Consider the following 13,010-nt stretch of genomic DNA (forward strand, 5'->3'; position numbering starts at 1 on the left):
CCGGCGGACCGTCAGTAGAGCCCCGCTACACCCCGGCCCGGTCGGCGGCCGGGGCCGCGCGCTCCGGGAACTCCGCGTCCAGCGCGCGCAGGATGTCCTCGACGCTCTGCTTGGCGTCGCCGAACAGCATCGCGCTGTTCTCGCGGAAGAACAGCGGGTTCTGCACCCCCGCGTAGCCGGAGGCCATCGACCGCTTGAACACGATCACCTGCTCCGCCTCCCAGACCCGCAGCACCGGCATGCCCGCGATCGGGCTGGCCGGGTCGTCCATCGCGGCCGGGTTGACGGTGTCGTTGGCGCCGATGACCAGGACGACACCCGTGGCCGCGAGGTCGTCGTTGATCTCGTCCATCTCCAGGACGATGTCATAGGGCACCTTCGCCTCGGCGAGCAGCACGTTCATGTGCCCGGGCAGGCGCCCGGCGACCGGGTGCACGCCGAAACGCACCTCCACCCCGCGCTCGCGCAGCCGCCGGGTGAGCTCCGCGACCGGGTGCTGCGCCTGCGCCACCGCCATGCCGTAGCCGGGCGTGATGACGACCGACTTGGCCCGCGCCAGCTGCCGGGCCGCCTCCTCGGCGCGGACCTCCCGGTGCTCGCCCTGCTCCTCGCCGCCGCCCGACGAGGCCTCGATGCCGAACCCGCCGGCGATCACGGACAGGAAGGAGCGGTTCATCGCCCGGCACATGATGTACGACAGGTAGGCGCCCGAGGAGCCGACCAGCGCGCCGGTGACGATCAGCAGGTTGTTGTCGAGCAGGAACCCGGCCGCCGCCGCGGCCCAGCCGGAGTAGCTGTTGAGCATGGAGACGACCACCGGCATGTCGCCGCCGCCGATCGAGGCCACCAGGTGCCAGCCCAGCGCGAGGGCGAGCACGGTCACCGCGATCATCAGGCCGAGCCCGGGGCTGACCGTGAACCAGACCGTCAGCGCCACGAACCCGCCCAGCGCGCCGAGGTTCAGCGCGTTCTTGCCGGGCAGAGTCAGCGGGCGCGAGGCGATCCGCGCGGACAGCTTGAGGAAGGCGACGATCGAGCCGGTGAAGGTGACGGCGCCGATGAAGACGCCGATGAACACCTCGGCGTGGTGGATGCCCAGCAGGTCGGCGGAGACGGCGGTCTGGGCCGCGCCGTGCGCCTCGACCTCCAGGTAGCTGTTCCAGCCGACAAGCACCGCGGCCAGACCGACGAAGCTGTGCAGGACGGCGATCAGCTCCGGCATCTGCGTCATCTCGACCCGCCGCGCCCGCCACAGGCCGATCGCGCCGCCCAGCGCCATCGCGAGCACGATCAGGGCGACGGCGCCGGCGGTGATGCTCTGCGCCGCGACCACGATGGTGGCGACCAGGGCGAGCGCCATGCCGGCGATGCCGTAGACGACACCGGCGCGCGAGGTGCGGTGCTGGGAGAGCCCGGCCAGGCTGAGGATGAACAGCAGGGCGGCGACCAGGTCCGCGGCGTGGGCTGCCGTTGTGGCGGTCATCGGCCTCAGCGCCTTTCGGGGGACGTCGAGAACATGCTCAGCATGCGGCGGGTGACGGCGAAGCCGCCGAAGATGTTGACGCTCGTCAACAGCAGCGCCACGAAGGCCAGCACGGTGACCAGGGTGCGCTCGTGCCCGATCTGCAGCAGCGCGCCGATCACCACGATCCCGGAGATCGCGTTGGTGACCGACATCAGCGGGGTGTGCAGCGCGTGGTGGACCTTGCCGATCACGTAGTAGCCGATCACCACGGCGAGCGCGAACACCGTGAAGTTCCGCGCGAGCTGGGCGGGGGCGTAGGCGACCAGCAGGAACATGGTCAGCATCCCGGCGCCGATCAGGCCGAACCGGGCGGCCGGGGTCGGCCGGGGCCGCTTCGGTTCCGCCACCGGGGGCGCGGCGGGCGCCGTCGCCGGGCCCGCGGGCGCGGCGGAGACGGCCACGGGCGGCGGCGGCCAGGTGACCTCGCCCGCGCGGGCCACCGTCACCGCCCGCTGCACCACGTCCTCGAAGTCCAGCGTCAGCCGCCCGTCCCGGCCGGGCGTCAGCAGCTTCAGCAGGTTCACCAGGTTGGTGCCGAACAGCTGCGAGGCCTGGGCCGGCAGCCGGGAGGCGAGGTCGGTGTAGCCGATGACGGTGACGCCGTTGCCGGTGACCACCGTCCGGCCCGCGACCGTGCCCTCGACGTTGCCGCCCTGCGCGGCGGCCATGTCGACGATGACGCTGCCCGGTTTCATCGCCGCCACGTCCGCCGCCGTGAGCAGGCGGGGGGCGGGCCGGCCGGGGATCAGCGCGGTGGTGACCACGATGTCCACGTCCCGCGCCTGCGCGTGGTACAGCTCGGCCGCCGCGCGGTCGTAGTCGGCCGAGGTGGCCCGGGCGTACCCGTCGGTGCTCGCCTCCTGGGCGACGTCCACCGCCAGGTACTCGCCGCCCAGCGACCTGACCTGGTCGGCGACCTCGGGGCGCGGATCGGTCGCGCGGACCACGGCCCCCAGGCTGGAGGCGGCGCCGATCGCGGCGAGCCCGGCCACGCCGACCCCGGCCACCAGCACCTTCGCCGGGGGGACCTTGCCGGCGGCGGTGACCTGGCCGGTGAAGAACCGGCCGAACACATGGGCCGCCTCGATCACCGCCCGGTACCCGGCGATGTTCGCCATCGAGCTGAGCACGTCCATCGACTGGGCGCGCGAGATCCGCGGCACCGCGTCCAGCGCGAGCGCGGTGACCGGGCGCGCGGCCAGCGCCGCCAGCAGCTCGGGCCGCTGCGCCGGGGCGAGCAGGCCGATCAGGGTCGCGCCGTCGCGCAGCCGGGCCAGCTCGGCGGTCGAGGGGGCGTTGACCTTGAGCACGACGTCGGCCGCCCAGGCGTCGCCGGTCTCCGCGCCGGCCTCGGCGTAGGCCCGGTCGGTGAAGCCGGAGGCCTCGCCGGCCCCGGACTCGACCACGACCTCGTAGCCGAGGGCCAGGATGCCCCGCACCGTCGACGGTGTCGCGGCGACCCGGGTCTCCCCGGCGGTCGACTCGGCGACCACGCCGATGCGCTGCGGTGGGTGGTGCGTGGAGCCCTGTGCTGTCATCACTCGTGCCTCTCTCATCGGAGAAACCGTTGACGGCGGGATCCGCCTACCCGGGGAGTCTCGCTCCCCTGGGGGCAGGAACCTACCCGCCACGGCCGCGCCTGGCGACGGGGCGTGGCGGTGACGGGCTCAGAATCCGTGGGCGGCGGCCCCCTCGCGCAGCAGAGCGAAGGCCGTGGCGGTCTCGGCGGCGGCGATCCGGCCGACCTCCTGGACGTCCTGCCCGGCCGCGAGCCGGGTCCAGACGGCGCGCGCGAGCACCTGGCGGACGGTCACGTACTGGGCGGCGACCAGCCGGGCGGTCATGCCGCCGTCCGGGTCCAGGGCCTCGGTGAGCGCCCGGGTGTCGGCCTCCAGGTAGTCCACCAGGTGGGCGGAGAGGCTGGGGGTCTCGTAGACCAGCCGGAGGAAGGCGATCGACTGGGGGTGGGCGGTCATCCCGGTGCTGGGGTCGTGCTCGGCGAGCCCCTTCAGGCGGTGGCGCTCCAGCGCGTCCAGCGGGGTGACGCCGGCGGGCCGGTCGCGCACCACCCGTCCGGCCTCGCCGAGGTGGTCGGCGAAACGGTGCAGCACCAGCTCCTCCTTGCTGGCGAAGTAGCGGAACAGGGTGGGCTTGGAGACCTCGGCGGCGGCGGCGATCTCGGCCACCGAGACCTGGTCGAAGCCCCGGGTGAGGAAGAGGTGGATGGCGGTGTTGGCGATCGTCTGGCGGGTGCGCTGCTTCTTCAGGGCGCGCAGACCGGGATCCGGTTCGGGAGGGCACATGGGTCCAGCATAGGGCAAGAGCGTTACCTGGTTGCTTTCGTTACCGAGTTGCTGTTCCATGGAGCCGCATCGACCCGACCCAAAGGATGAGACACATGACGACCGTGGTGATCGCGGGGGCCGGACCGACCGGACTGACCCTGGCCTGCGGGCTGGCCCGGCAGGGAGTGGCGGTCAGGGTGATCGACCGGGCGGCGGAGTTCCCCACCGGCTCGCGCGGCAAGACGCTCAACCCGCGCAGCCTGGAGGTCCTCGCCGACCTCGGCCTCGGTGCGGCGCTGGCCGCCGGGGGCCGCACCCACCTGCCGTTCCACAAGTACTTCGACGGTGAGTTCGTCAACGAGACCGAGCCGTTCGCCGGCGCCGTGCCCACCGCCACCACCCCGTACCCGGCGAGCCTGTGGCTGCCGCAGACCCGGGTGGAGCGGCTGTTGCGCGAGCGGCTCGCCGGGTACGGGGTGCGGGTGGAGACCGCCACCGAACTGGCCGACCTGCGCCAGGACGGCGCCGGGGTGGAGGTCCACCTCGCGGACGGCGGACGGATCACCGCCGAGTACCTGGTCGCCTGCGACGGCGGGCGCTCCACGGTGCGCGGGCTGCTCGGCATCCCGTTCGTCGGCGACGGCGACCCGGAGCCGGTGATGGTCTGCGGCGACGTGGAGGTCGAGGGCCTGGACCCGGGCGCCTGGCACCAGTGGTTCGGGCCGAAGGGCGCCTTCATGCTCTGCCCGTTCCCCGGCACCCGCCGCTGGCAGCTCCAGTCCAGTCCGGAGACGGGCGCCGACGGCCGGCCGCTCGCCCCGTCGCTGGAGGGCTTCCAGCGGCTGGCGGCGCTGCACACCGGGCGCGCCGACCTCCGGCTCTCCAACGCCACCTGGCTGTCCACCTGGCGGGTCAACGTCCGGATGGCCGAGCGCTACCGCGAAGGAAGGGTCCTGCTGGCCGGCGACTGCGCGCACGTGCACCCGACGGCGGGCGGGCTCGGCATGAACACCGGGATCCAGGACGCCTGGAACCTCGCCTGGAAGCTCGGGTACGTGCTGCGCGGCCTCGCCGGACCGGCCCTGCTGGACAGCTACCAGGAGGAGCGGCTGCCGATCGCGGCCTGGACGCTGGACGTCACCAGCGCCGGGATGGCGGCCGTCATGGACGGGGCCGCCACCCCCGGCGTCGGCGTCGAGGCGGGCGGGGTGGGCGACCACACCGGCCTCGCCCTGGGCTACCGGTGGAGCGGCCTGGCCGTCGACCGGCTGTCCGGTCCGGTCCGGGCGGGGGACCGGGCGCCCGACAGCCCCTGCGCGGGGCCGGAGGGCGCACCGGCCCGGCTCTTCGAGCGGTTCGCCGGCGACCACTTCACCCTGCTCGGCTTCGGGCCGGGCGCGCGCGCCGCGCTGACCGGACTGCCCGGCCACATCCGCCCGGTGCCGCTCGACGACTCCGACGGCACCGGTGGCGCGGCCCGTCGGGCGTACGGGATCACCGGCGACGCCCTGGTCCTCGTCCGGCCCGACAACCACATCGCCCTCACCGCCCGGCCGGACGACCGCGCCGCGGTGTTCGGGTACCTGGCGGGGCTCGGCGCGTAGCCCCCTGGTGGCCGGGCGTCAGGGGCGGGGCCGGATGGCCATGCCGGGCCGCCGGCGGTGGACCGTCAGGTAGACCACGCCCTCCGGCCCCGCCGCCACGCCGCGCGCGGCGCCGTGCGGCACCAGCCGCAGCACCCCCGGCTCCAGCGGGTGCGCGACGCCGCCGCAGCGCAGCGTGCCCCGTCCGGCGATCCCCAGCACCAGCACGTCCAGGTCCGGTTCGACGTGCTCGGCGACGGACGCCTCCGGCCGCAGCCGCACCACGTTCGCGTCCAGCTGGCGCTCCGCGCCGGTCAGCCGCCACAGTGCCCCGGCCTGGTCGGCGGCGGCCTCCCGCAGCAACGCGTCCACGACCACGCCCTCGCCGAGGGCCTCCGTATCCGTCATGCCGGACATCATCCCATCCGGGTCCGGCGGCTACCGCGCGGTGGCCGCCGCGTCGCCCAGCGCGACGGGCAGTCCGGCCTCGACGCGCTCCAGCAGCCGCCCGCCGTGGACACCGGGGGTGTCGAAGCCGCGCAACTCGTCGTGGTCGTCCTCGCCCTCCGCGCGCAGCACCTCGGGCACGAGCACGCTCTCCGGGGCGACGGGCGGCGCGTCCCGGTCGGGCGCGAGGTACGGGGGCGCGAGCACGGGGCCGTACAGGGTACCGCCGACGAGGTCCGGCTCGAACTCGGAGGACAGGATGGTGACCTGGGCGCGCAGGTCGCCGCTGATCATCACCAGCTTGTCGGTCATGTGGCCGACGAAGGCGCCGACCCGGACGTCGCCGCGGACCAGCAGCTTGGCGTCGCCCTCCAGGTGGACGGCGGCGGCCCGGAGGTCGCCGAGGACGATCAGGGCGGGGCAGCCGTCGTCGAGGTTGAGTATCGCGCCGTCCACGGTGAGGTCGCCGTCGACGATGTAGCCGGTGCCGTCCGGCTCGGCGGCGTCGAGGTCGAAGTGCCCCTCGACGGCGAGGTCGCCGGTGTGGACGTCGTACTCCTCCTCGTAGAGGTTCTGGTAGGAGTCCTCGGGCAGGCCGCGGCCCTCGAAGAGCGCGACGGACTCGTCCCAACTGTGAAGCGTGGTGGTGATGTTCATGGGCGGAACTGTGCCATGCGGCACTGTCAGCAGCCCCCGCCGGGGCGCCCCGGCGGGGGCGGGGGACGCTACGCGCGCGGCTGGTTGACGTTGACCAGCCAGGTGATGCCGAAGCGGTCCGTGCACATGCCGAAGACGTCGCCCCACATCTGCAGCTCCAGCGGAACCAGGGTGGTGCCGTCGGCGGACAGCTGCTCCCAGTAGCCGCGCAGCTCGGCCTCGTCGTCGCCGCTGACGGACACCGAGATGTTGTTCCCCGCCGTGTACGGCATGCCGGGCGGCGAATCGGCGGCCATCAGCGTGAATCCGGCGTCGGTGGTCAGCATGCCGTGCATGATCCGGTCGCCGCCCGGGCCGTCCCCGCCGCCGAACTCGCCGTAGGTGTTGAGCTTCAACTCGCCGCCGAAGACGCTCCGGTAGAACTCCAGCGCCTGTCGGGCGTCGCCGGTGTAGTTGATGTACGGATTGAGGATGGAGGGCATGATTGGTCCCTTTCCTGGGGGAATGTCCGACCCGTAGCGTAGGGAACGCCAGGCCGAACGGCGGGCCGACGCCCCGACAGGAGCCCGTGGAGCGCGTGGAGCCGAACCGCGGGCGGGTGAACGGAACTCAGACGGGCCCGGACGGAGGGCGTCCGGGCGCGGGAACGGGGAAACGGCGTCCGGCGGCGCCATCCGGCCCGCTACAGTGCGGGCACGGAACACGACGCGGAGGGGGAAGTGACGGTGGAGGTCAGCAACAGCATCGCGGGAACGGTCCACATCACGGGGCGGGTGGTGCAGGCCGGCCAGGTGTCGGCCGTGCCGGGGCTTGACGGGGACGCCGAGGCCGCGATCGAGGCGGCGCTGGCCACCGGGGGAGCCCCGGTGCGGCTGGCCCGGGGCGAGTACGCGGCGGTGCTGGAGGTGCTCGACCGGGTGGCGGCGGCCGGTTCCGAGGCCGTGCGGGCCCTGGCGGAAAGGCTGTCGGGTCGCTGACGCGGACCGGCCCCGGACCCGTGGAGGCGTCCGGGGCCGGAGCGGGCGCCGCACCCCGGCGCCCGCCGCGGGTCGGCCGGCCTGGCCGTCTGGCGGCGGTGAGACCGTGGGTCGGCCGGGCCGGGCCGCGACAGGTGGATCAGGAGGCCACGAACGCGACGAGGTCCTTGGTGAACTCGGCCTCGTAGGCGCCGACCAGGCCGTGCGGCGCGCCCGCGTAGACCTTCAGGGTGCCCTGGGGGAGCAGCTTGACGGTCTTCTCGGCGGAGGCGGCGATCGGGACGATCTGGTCGTCGTCACCGTGGGCGACCAGCACCGGGATGTCGATCTTCTTGAGGTCCTCGGTGAAGTCGGTCTCCGAGAACGCCTCGACGCAGTCCAGGGCGTTCTTCAGACCGGCCTGCATGCCCTGCAGCCAGAACTCGCGCCGCTTGCCCTCGGAGGTCGCGGCGCCGGGGCGGTTGAAGCCGTAGAAGGCCTCGCTCAGGTCGTAGTAGAACTGCGACCGGTCGGTGGCGACACCCGCGCGGATGCCGTCGAACACCGAGAGCGGGGTGCCCTCGGGGTTGGTCTCGGTGAGCAGCATCAGCGGCGGGACGGCGCCCAGCAGGACAGCCTTGCGCACCCGGGCGGAGCCGTGCCGGCCCAGGTAGCGGGCGACCTCGCCGCCGCCGGTGGAGTGGCCGACCAGCACCGCGTCGGTCAGGTCGAGCTGGTCGAGCAGCTCGGCCAGGTCGTCGGCGTACTGGTCCATGTGGTTGCCGTCCCACGTCTGGGTGGAGCGGCCGTGGCCGCGCCGGTCGTGGGCGATGACGCGGAAGCCGGCCGAGGCGAGGGCCACGGCCTGGTTCTCCCACCCGTCGGCGTTCAGCGGCCAGCCGTGCGAGAGGACGACGGGCCGTCCGGTGCCCCAGTCCTTGTAGAACTTCCGGGAACCATCGGAAAGGGTGATGAAGGGCATGACGGCCTTTCGGTTGTGCTGGTTGAGCGGGGAGGACGCCCGGCCTGGCGCGCCTTCGTGACGCTTTCGGCCGGCTGATTCCCAGCATGACCGGCCGCACGGCCGCCGTCGCCGCCACAGCGCCTTCCGTGCACCGTCGGACAAGTTCCGCGCGGTGCGTGGCACCGGGAGAGCGGAATCCGGCCGCGGCGAGCCGCCGGGTGCGAACCGCCGGGTCGGTTCCTAGGCTGGTGCCATGGGCGACTTCGACACGTTCACGGCCCTGCTCGACTACCCGGTGTACGTGGTCACCGCGCCCGGGCCGCCGCCGGCCGGGTGCCTGGTCGGCTTCGCGGGCCAGTGCTCGATCGAGCCCGCGCGGTTCGTGGTGTGGATCTCCAAGGCCAACCACACCTACGACGCGGCGCTCGCGGCCGACGCGCTGGGCGTGCACCTGCTGCCGTACGGGCACGGGCTGGCCGCGCTGTTCGGCGGGCGCAGCGGCGACGACACGGACAAGTTCGCGGCCGTCGAGTGGTACCACGGCCCGTACGGGGTGCCGGTGCTCGCGGAGGCGCCCGCGTGGTTCGTCGGCCGGGTGCTGGACTGCGCGGACTGGGGCGACCACACCGGCCTGCTGCTGGCCCCGGTGGCCGTCACCGCCCCGCCCGTGGGCGCCGCCCCGGTGCTGTCCTACCGCGACGTCGCCGGCATCACCGCCGGCCACCCCGCCTGAGCCCGGGCGGCGTCCGGTGACTCCCGGTGCGTGCGGCGGCATTGTCGGTGGCCCCGCCTAGGCTCCGGCCATGAGCATGATCGGGCGGTACCTCCGGCTCAGCGCCGGGGAGTTGGAGCGGGCGGTGAGGGAGCCCGAGTGGGTCCTGGAGTTCGTCGAGGAGCTGGACGACGCGGACGGCGACGAGCGGGCGGGCGGCGGCCGGGGGCGGCTGCACGAGACCGGGAAGGCCTGGCAGGCGCTGGACTTCCTGCTCCGCCGCCGGGAGTTTCCGGTCGACCTCGTGCACGGCGAGGAGGAGCTGCCGGGCGCGGAGGACTGGGGCTACGGGCCGCCGTCCCTGATCGCCCCGGACCGGGTCCGGCTCGCCGCCGGGGCGCTCGCGGAGCTGGACCCGGGACGGCTGGTCGAGGGGGTGCGGGCGGCGGACCTCGCCGAGGCGCGGGTGTACCCGCAGGGTCTGTGGGAGGACGAGGACTCGCTGCACCTGGTGACGGCCGAGTACCGCGCCCTGGCCGATTTCCTCGGGGCGGTGGCGACCCGTCGGCACGGGGTGCTGGTCTGGATCGAGTGACCTGACGCCGGGCGGTGGACGCCCGGCGGACGGGCGGCGGACCTGGGGGCATGTCTGTACATTGAGGACATTCCGGGCATCGCGGATCCTCGGGAGTGATCCCGGTCCGGCGTGTCCACGTGAAGAAGGCCGAGCCGCCTTCGGAAAGGGTCTCCATGCAGCGCGCCCCCAGCCCCGCCGTCCTCGCCGAGCTGCGCCGGCCGAGGCCGTATCCGGCGGTGTCCATCCTGATGCCCACGCACCGCCGGGAGCCGGACAACGCGCAGGACCCGGTCCGGCTGCGCAACCTGCTGGCCGAGGCCAAGGAGAAGGTCCAGGCCGACCCCGAGGTCTCCCGCGCGGACCGGATCGACGTGCTGGAGCAGCTCGACCGGGCCCTCGCCGAGGTCGACCTGGTGCACGCCGAGGACGGCCTGGCGATCCTCGCCGCGCCCGGTGAGCACCAGGTCTGGTCGCTCGGGCGCACCGCACCCGCCCGGGTGGTGCTGTCGGACACCTACCTGACCCGCAACCTGGTCGCCGCACAGGCCGCCGAGCGCCCCTACTGGGTGCTCGCGGTCGCCGCCGACCGGGTGGTGCTGTGGCGCGGCGACCAGGACCGGGTCACCGAGGACCGCGACCACGGCTTCCCGCTGGAGCGCGTCTTCGACAACCCCGACCCCGAGCGGCAGGAGCGCATCGGCGACACGCCCAGCACCTTCCGCGACGAGGAGACCAAGACCTTCCTGCGGCAGGCCGACGCCGAGGTGGGCAGGCTGCTCGCCGCCGACCGCCGGCCGCTCTACGTCACCGGCGAGGCCGCCGCGCTCGCCCTGCTGGACGCCGTCGGCCCGATCGCCAAGGAGGCCACCGAGCAACTGCCGCACGGCGGCCTCGCCCAGGCGGACGCCGAGACGGTCCGCAAGGTGGTCGAGCCCGCCGTGCGCGCCCAGGCCGAGCGCGACACCACCGACGCCCTCGCCCAGCTCGACGCGGCGCGCGGCCGGCAGACCTTCGCCGCGGGGCTGGACGAGGTCTGGCGGGCCGCCGGGGACGGCCGGCTCGGCCGGCTGGTGGTCGAGGAGAACTTCCGCACCGCCGTGCGCGACGCCGGCGAGCACGTGGTCCCGGCGGCGGCCGAGGAGTCCGGCGCGCGCGAGGACATCGTCGACGAGGTCGTCGAGCGCACCCTCGACAACGGCGGCCAGGTCAGCTTCGTGCCCGACGGCACCCTCTCCGACGCGGGCCGGATCGCCGCCGTCCTGCGGTACTGAGGCCGCTACCCGAGGCCGCCACCGAAGCCGGCGACTACCGGACGGCGATCCCGACCAGGCAGGTGTCGTCGTCCGTGTCGGCGCTGCTGTAGCGCAGCAGGTGGTCCAGGTGCTCCTCCAGGCCGTCCGCGCCGCCGGCCGCCGTGCCCCGGGCCCGCTCGGCGAGGGCCATCAGGCCCGCCAGCGAGGCCTGGAAGGACTCGTCGCGGCGCTCGATGAGCCCGTCGGTGTACATCACCAGCTCGTCGCCCGGCTCCAGGACCAGCTCGCCCTCCTCGTACTCGGCCTGGTCGACGGCGCCGAGCAGGATGCCGCCCAGCTGCGGCAGGCTGGTCGCCCGTTGCCCGCGCAGCAGCACCGGCGGCGGGTGCCCCGCGCGCGCCCAGCGCAGCCGGCGCGACCCGGGCCGGTAGAGGCCGCAGACGGCGGTCGCGGTGACCTGGTCGGTCAGGTGGTGGGTGACGCTGTTCAGCCAGCCCAGCAGTTGGGCCGGCCCCGCCCCGGTGGCGGCCAGGCCGCGCAGCGCGTTGCGCAGGGCGACCATCCCGGTGGCGGCCTCGATGCCGTGGCCGGCGACGTCGCCCACGCACAGCAGTACGTCCCCCGAGGGCAGCGGCAGGGCGTCGTACCAGTCGCCGCCGACCAGGTGGCCCTTCTCGGCCGGGCGGTAGCGCACCCCGACCCGCAGGTCCGGCAGCTCCAGCGGGCCGCGCGCGGGCGGCATGATCGCGTGCTGCAGCTGGAGCGCGAGGCGGCTGCGCTCGGCGGCCTGCTGCTCGCTCTGGGCGAGCTGGTCGCGGGTGGCGGCGAGCGCGACCTCCGTCCAGTGCTGGGCGGAGATGTCCTGGTAGGCGCCGCGCACGGTGCGCAGCCCGCTGCCCGGGTCGGGCACCGGCTCGGCGACGACCCGGATGTGCCGGGTGACGCCGTCGGGGCGCTGCAGCCGGAAGGCGGTGGACGCCGGGCGGTGGTGGTGCAGCAGGGTGCGCAGGAACCGCCCGAGGGCGAGCCGGTCGTCCGGGTGGGCGTGCTCGGGGAGCTGGTCGAGGGCGATCGGCGGCGCGGTGGGCGGTAGGCCGTGCAGCTCGAACAGGGTGTCGTTCCAGACGATCCGGCGGGTGCGCAGGTCCTCCTCGAAGCCGCCGATCCGTCCGAGGCGCTGCGCGTGCTGGAGCAGCCGGGCCATCCGCGGGGTGCCGTCGTCCAGGCGCCAGATCACCGCCACGTGGCCGCCGTGCCGGGTGATGCCGACCTGCGCCCGGGTGACCAGCGGCACCCCGCCGACCAGCGCGGCCAGCCGCAGGTCGGGGGCGCGGAACGGTTCCCCGGTGGCGTGGACGTGCTCGACCTTCTCGGCCAGGCCGCCCGGTTCGGCCGCCAGCGGGTAGGCCTCCAGCAGCCGGGCGCCGGCGATCGCGCCGGTGGGCCGGCCGGCGAAGTCCACGAAGGCCGGGTTGAGATGGCGGATCACGAACGGCGGCGGCAGGTCGTCGCCGTCCGGCACGGCCCGCAGCAGCAGGCACGGGTCGAGCAGGCCGTCGGCCAGCCGGCGCAGCTCCTCGAAGCCGGTGTCGGCGGCGTCCGGCGCCTGCGGCTCCCACCCGCCGCCGGACTCCAGGGTGGCGGCNCCCCCACCTCCGCGAGCGCCTCGAACTGGCGTTGCAGCGGCTGGGACTGCTCGGGCAGCCGCTCGTGCCAGCAGAGCTCCAGGACGCCGATCAGCCGCCCGCCCTTGCCGGCCGGGACGGCCAGCCGGCCGCCGCGGATCTCGTGCTGGCCGACCGAGGGCAGGGAGGCCTCGGCGAGCGTCGGGTAGCCGACCGCCGCCCGCTCGTCCAGGGCGCGGCGGGCCGGGGTCGGCACGCCCGGCGGCACGTGGCGCCAGCGGCGGGCCTCCTCCTCGTGGAAGCCGGCGCACCCGGCGAGCGACAGCGAGAGGTCCGGGTGGGCCGCCCAGACCGCGACGGCCGCCACGCCGAGCGGGCGCAGCGCGTGCTCCAGCATGGCGCGGGCCGCCGCGGCGGGGTCACCGC

Annotated in this window: 13 protein-coding genes; 5 read left to right on the forward strand and 8 right to left on the reverse strand. The window is 74.7% G+C overall.

Annotated elements, in window-relative coordinates:
• Positions 1-25 precede the first annotated feature (25 nt).
• The 3 genes from pntB to ABD308_RS06295 form a co-directional block, all read right to left on the reverse strand.
• Positions 26-1,483: a Re/Si-specific NAD(P)(+) transhydrogenase subunit beta gene (gene pntB, locus ABD308_RS06285; protein WP_344328379.1), complete on the reverse strand. Its 1,458-nt coding sequence runs from the start codon at positions 1,481-1,483 to the stop codon at positions 26-28.
• 5 nt (positions 1,484-1,488) lie between these two features.
• Positions 1,489-3,063: a Re/Si-specific NAD(P)(+) transhydrogenase subunit alpha gene (locus tag ABD308_RS06290; RefSeq protein WP_344328539.1), complete on the reverse strand. Its 1,575-nt coding sequence runs from the start codon at positions 3,061-3,063 to the stop codon at positions 1,489-1,491.
• A 129-nt stretch (positions 3,064-3,192) separates the two neighbouring features.
• The gene (locus tag ABD308_RS06295) at positions 3,193-3,828 is read right to left on the reverse strand and encodes a TetR family transcriptional regulator (RefSeq protein WP_344328382.1); all 636 of its coding nucleotides are present in this window, start codon (positions 3,826-3,828) and stop codon (positions 3,193-3,195) included.
• 95 nt (positions 3,829-3,923) lie between these two features.
• Here ABD308_RS06295 and ABD308_RS06300 point away from each other — a divergent pair, with 95 nt between their 5' ends.
• Positions 3,924-5,414, forward strand: coding sequence for an FAD-dependent monooxygenase (locus ABD308_RS06300; protein ID WP_344328384.1), 1,491 nt, complete (start codon positions 3,924-3,926; stop codon positions 5,412-5,414).
• An 18-nt stretch (positions 5,415-5,432) separates the two neighbouring features.
• On the opposite strand, the gene ABD308_RS06305 is transcribed toward ABD308_RS06300, so the two are convergent.
• The 3 genes from ABD308_RS06305 to ABD308_RS06315 all read right to left on the reverse strand — a co-directional run bounded on the left by ABD308_RS06305 (position 5,433) and on the right by ABD308_RS06315 (position 6,979).
• On the reverse strand, positions 5,433-5,801 hold the full coding sequence (locus ABD308_RS06305; RefSeq protein ID WP_344328387.1) for a hypothetical protein: 369 nt from the start codon (positions 5,799-5,801) through the stop codon (positions 5,433-5,435).
• 30 nt (positions 5,802-5,831) lie between these two features.
• Positions 5,832-6,497 (reverse strand): hypothetical protein, encoded by a 666-nt coding sequence (locus ABD308_RS06310; RefSeq protein WP_344328389.1) that lies wholly within the window; start codon positions 6,495-6,497, stop codon positions 5,832-5,834.
• A 68-nt stretch (positions 6,498-6,565) separates the two neighbouring features.
• Positions 6,566-6,979 carry a VOC family protein gene (locus ABD308_RS06315; protein ID WP_344328391.1) on the reverse strand — a complete coding sequence of 138 codons (414 nt, stop codon included), beginning with the start codon at positions 6,977-6,979 and terminating at the stop codon, positions 6,566-6,568.
• 237 nt (positions 6,980-7,216) lie between these two features.
• On the opposite strand from ABD308_RS06315, the gene ABD308_RS06320 reads away from it, so the two are divergent.
• Positions 7,217-7,474 carry a hypothetical protein gene (locus ABD308_RS06320; protein ID WP_344328394.1) on the forward strand — a complete coding sequence of 86 codons (258 nt, stop codon included), beginning with the start codon at positions 7,217-7,219 and terminating at the stop codon, positions 7,472-7,474.
• A 139-nt stretch (positions 7,475-7,613) separates the two neighbouring features.
• On the opposite strand, the gene ABD308_RS06325 is transcribed toward ABD308_RS06320, so the two are convergent.
• Entirely contained in the window at positions 7,614-8,435 is an 822-nt protein-coding gene (locus ABD308_RS06325) for an alpha/beta fold hydrolase (RefSeq protein WP_344328399.1), read from the reverse strand.
• Positions 8,436-8,670: 235 nt separating this feature from the next.
• On the opposite strand from ABD308_RS06325, the gene ABD308_RS06330 reads away from it, so the two are divergent.
• The 3 genes from ABD308_RS06330 to ABD308_RS06340 all read left to right on the forward strand — a co-directional run bounded on the left by ABD308_RS06330 (position 8,671) and on the right by ABD308_RS06340 (position 10,977).
• Positions 8,671-9,150 carry a flavin reductase family protein gene (locus ABD308_RS06330; protein WP_344328408.1) on the forward strand — a complete coding sequence of 160 codons (480 nt, stop codon included), beginning with the start codon at positions 8,671-8,673 and terminating at the stop codon, positions 9,148-9,150.
• 70 nt (positions 9,151-9,220) lie between these two features.
• Entirely contained in the window at positions 9,221-9,724 is a 504-nt protein-coding gene (locus ABD308_RS06335; protein WP_344328418.1) for a YfbM family protein, read from the forward strand.
• A 155-nt stretch (positions 9,725-9,879) separates the two neighbouring features.
• The gene (locus ABD308_RS06340) at positions 9,880-10,977 is read left to right on the forward strand and encodes a baeRF3 domain-containing protein (protein WP_344328426.1); all 1,098 of its coding nucleotides are present in this window, start codon (positions 9,880-9,882) and stop codon (positions 10,975-10,977) included.
• 34 nt (positions 10,978-11,011) lie between these two features.
• On the opposite strand, the gene ABD308_RS06345 is transcribed toward ABD308_RS06340, so the two are convergent.
• A complete protein-coding gene (locus ABD308_RS06345) occupies positions 11,012-12,481 on the reverse strand; it encodes a PP2C family protein-serine/threonine phosphatase (protein WP_425554704.1) in 1,470 nt (489 codons plus the stop codon).
• Positions 12,482-13,010: the final 529 nt, after the last annotated feature.

The sequence above is a fragment of the Kitasatospora putterlickiae genome, assembly GCF_039527695.1.
GTDB classification, from domain to species: domain Bacteria; phylum Actinomycetota; class Actinomycetes; order Streptomycetales; family Streptomycetaceae; genus Kitasatospora; species Kitasatospora putterlickiae.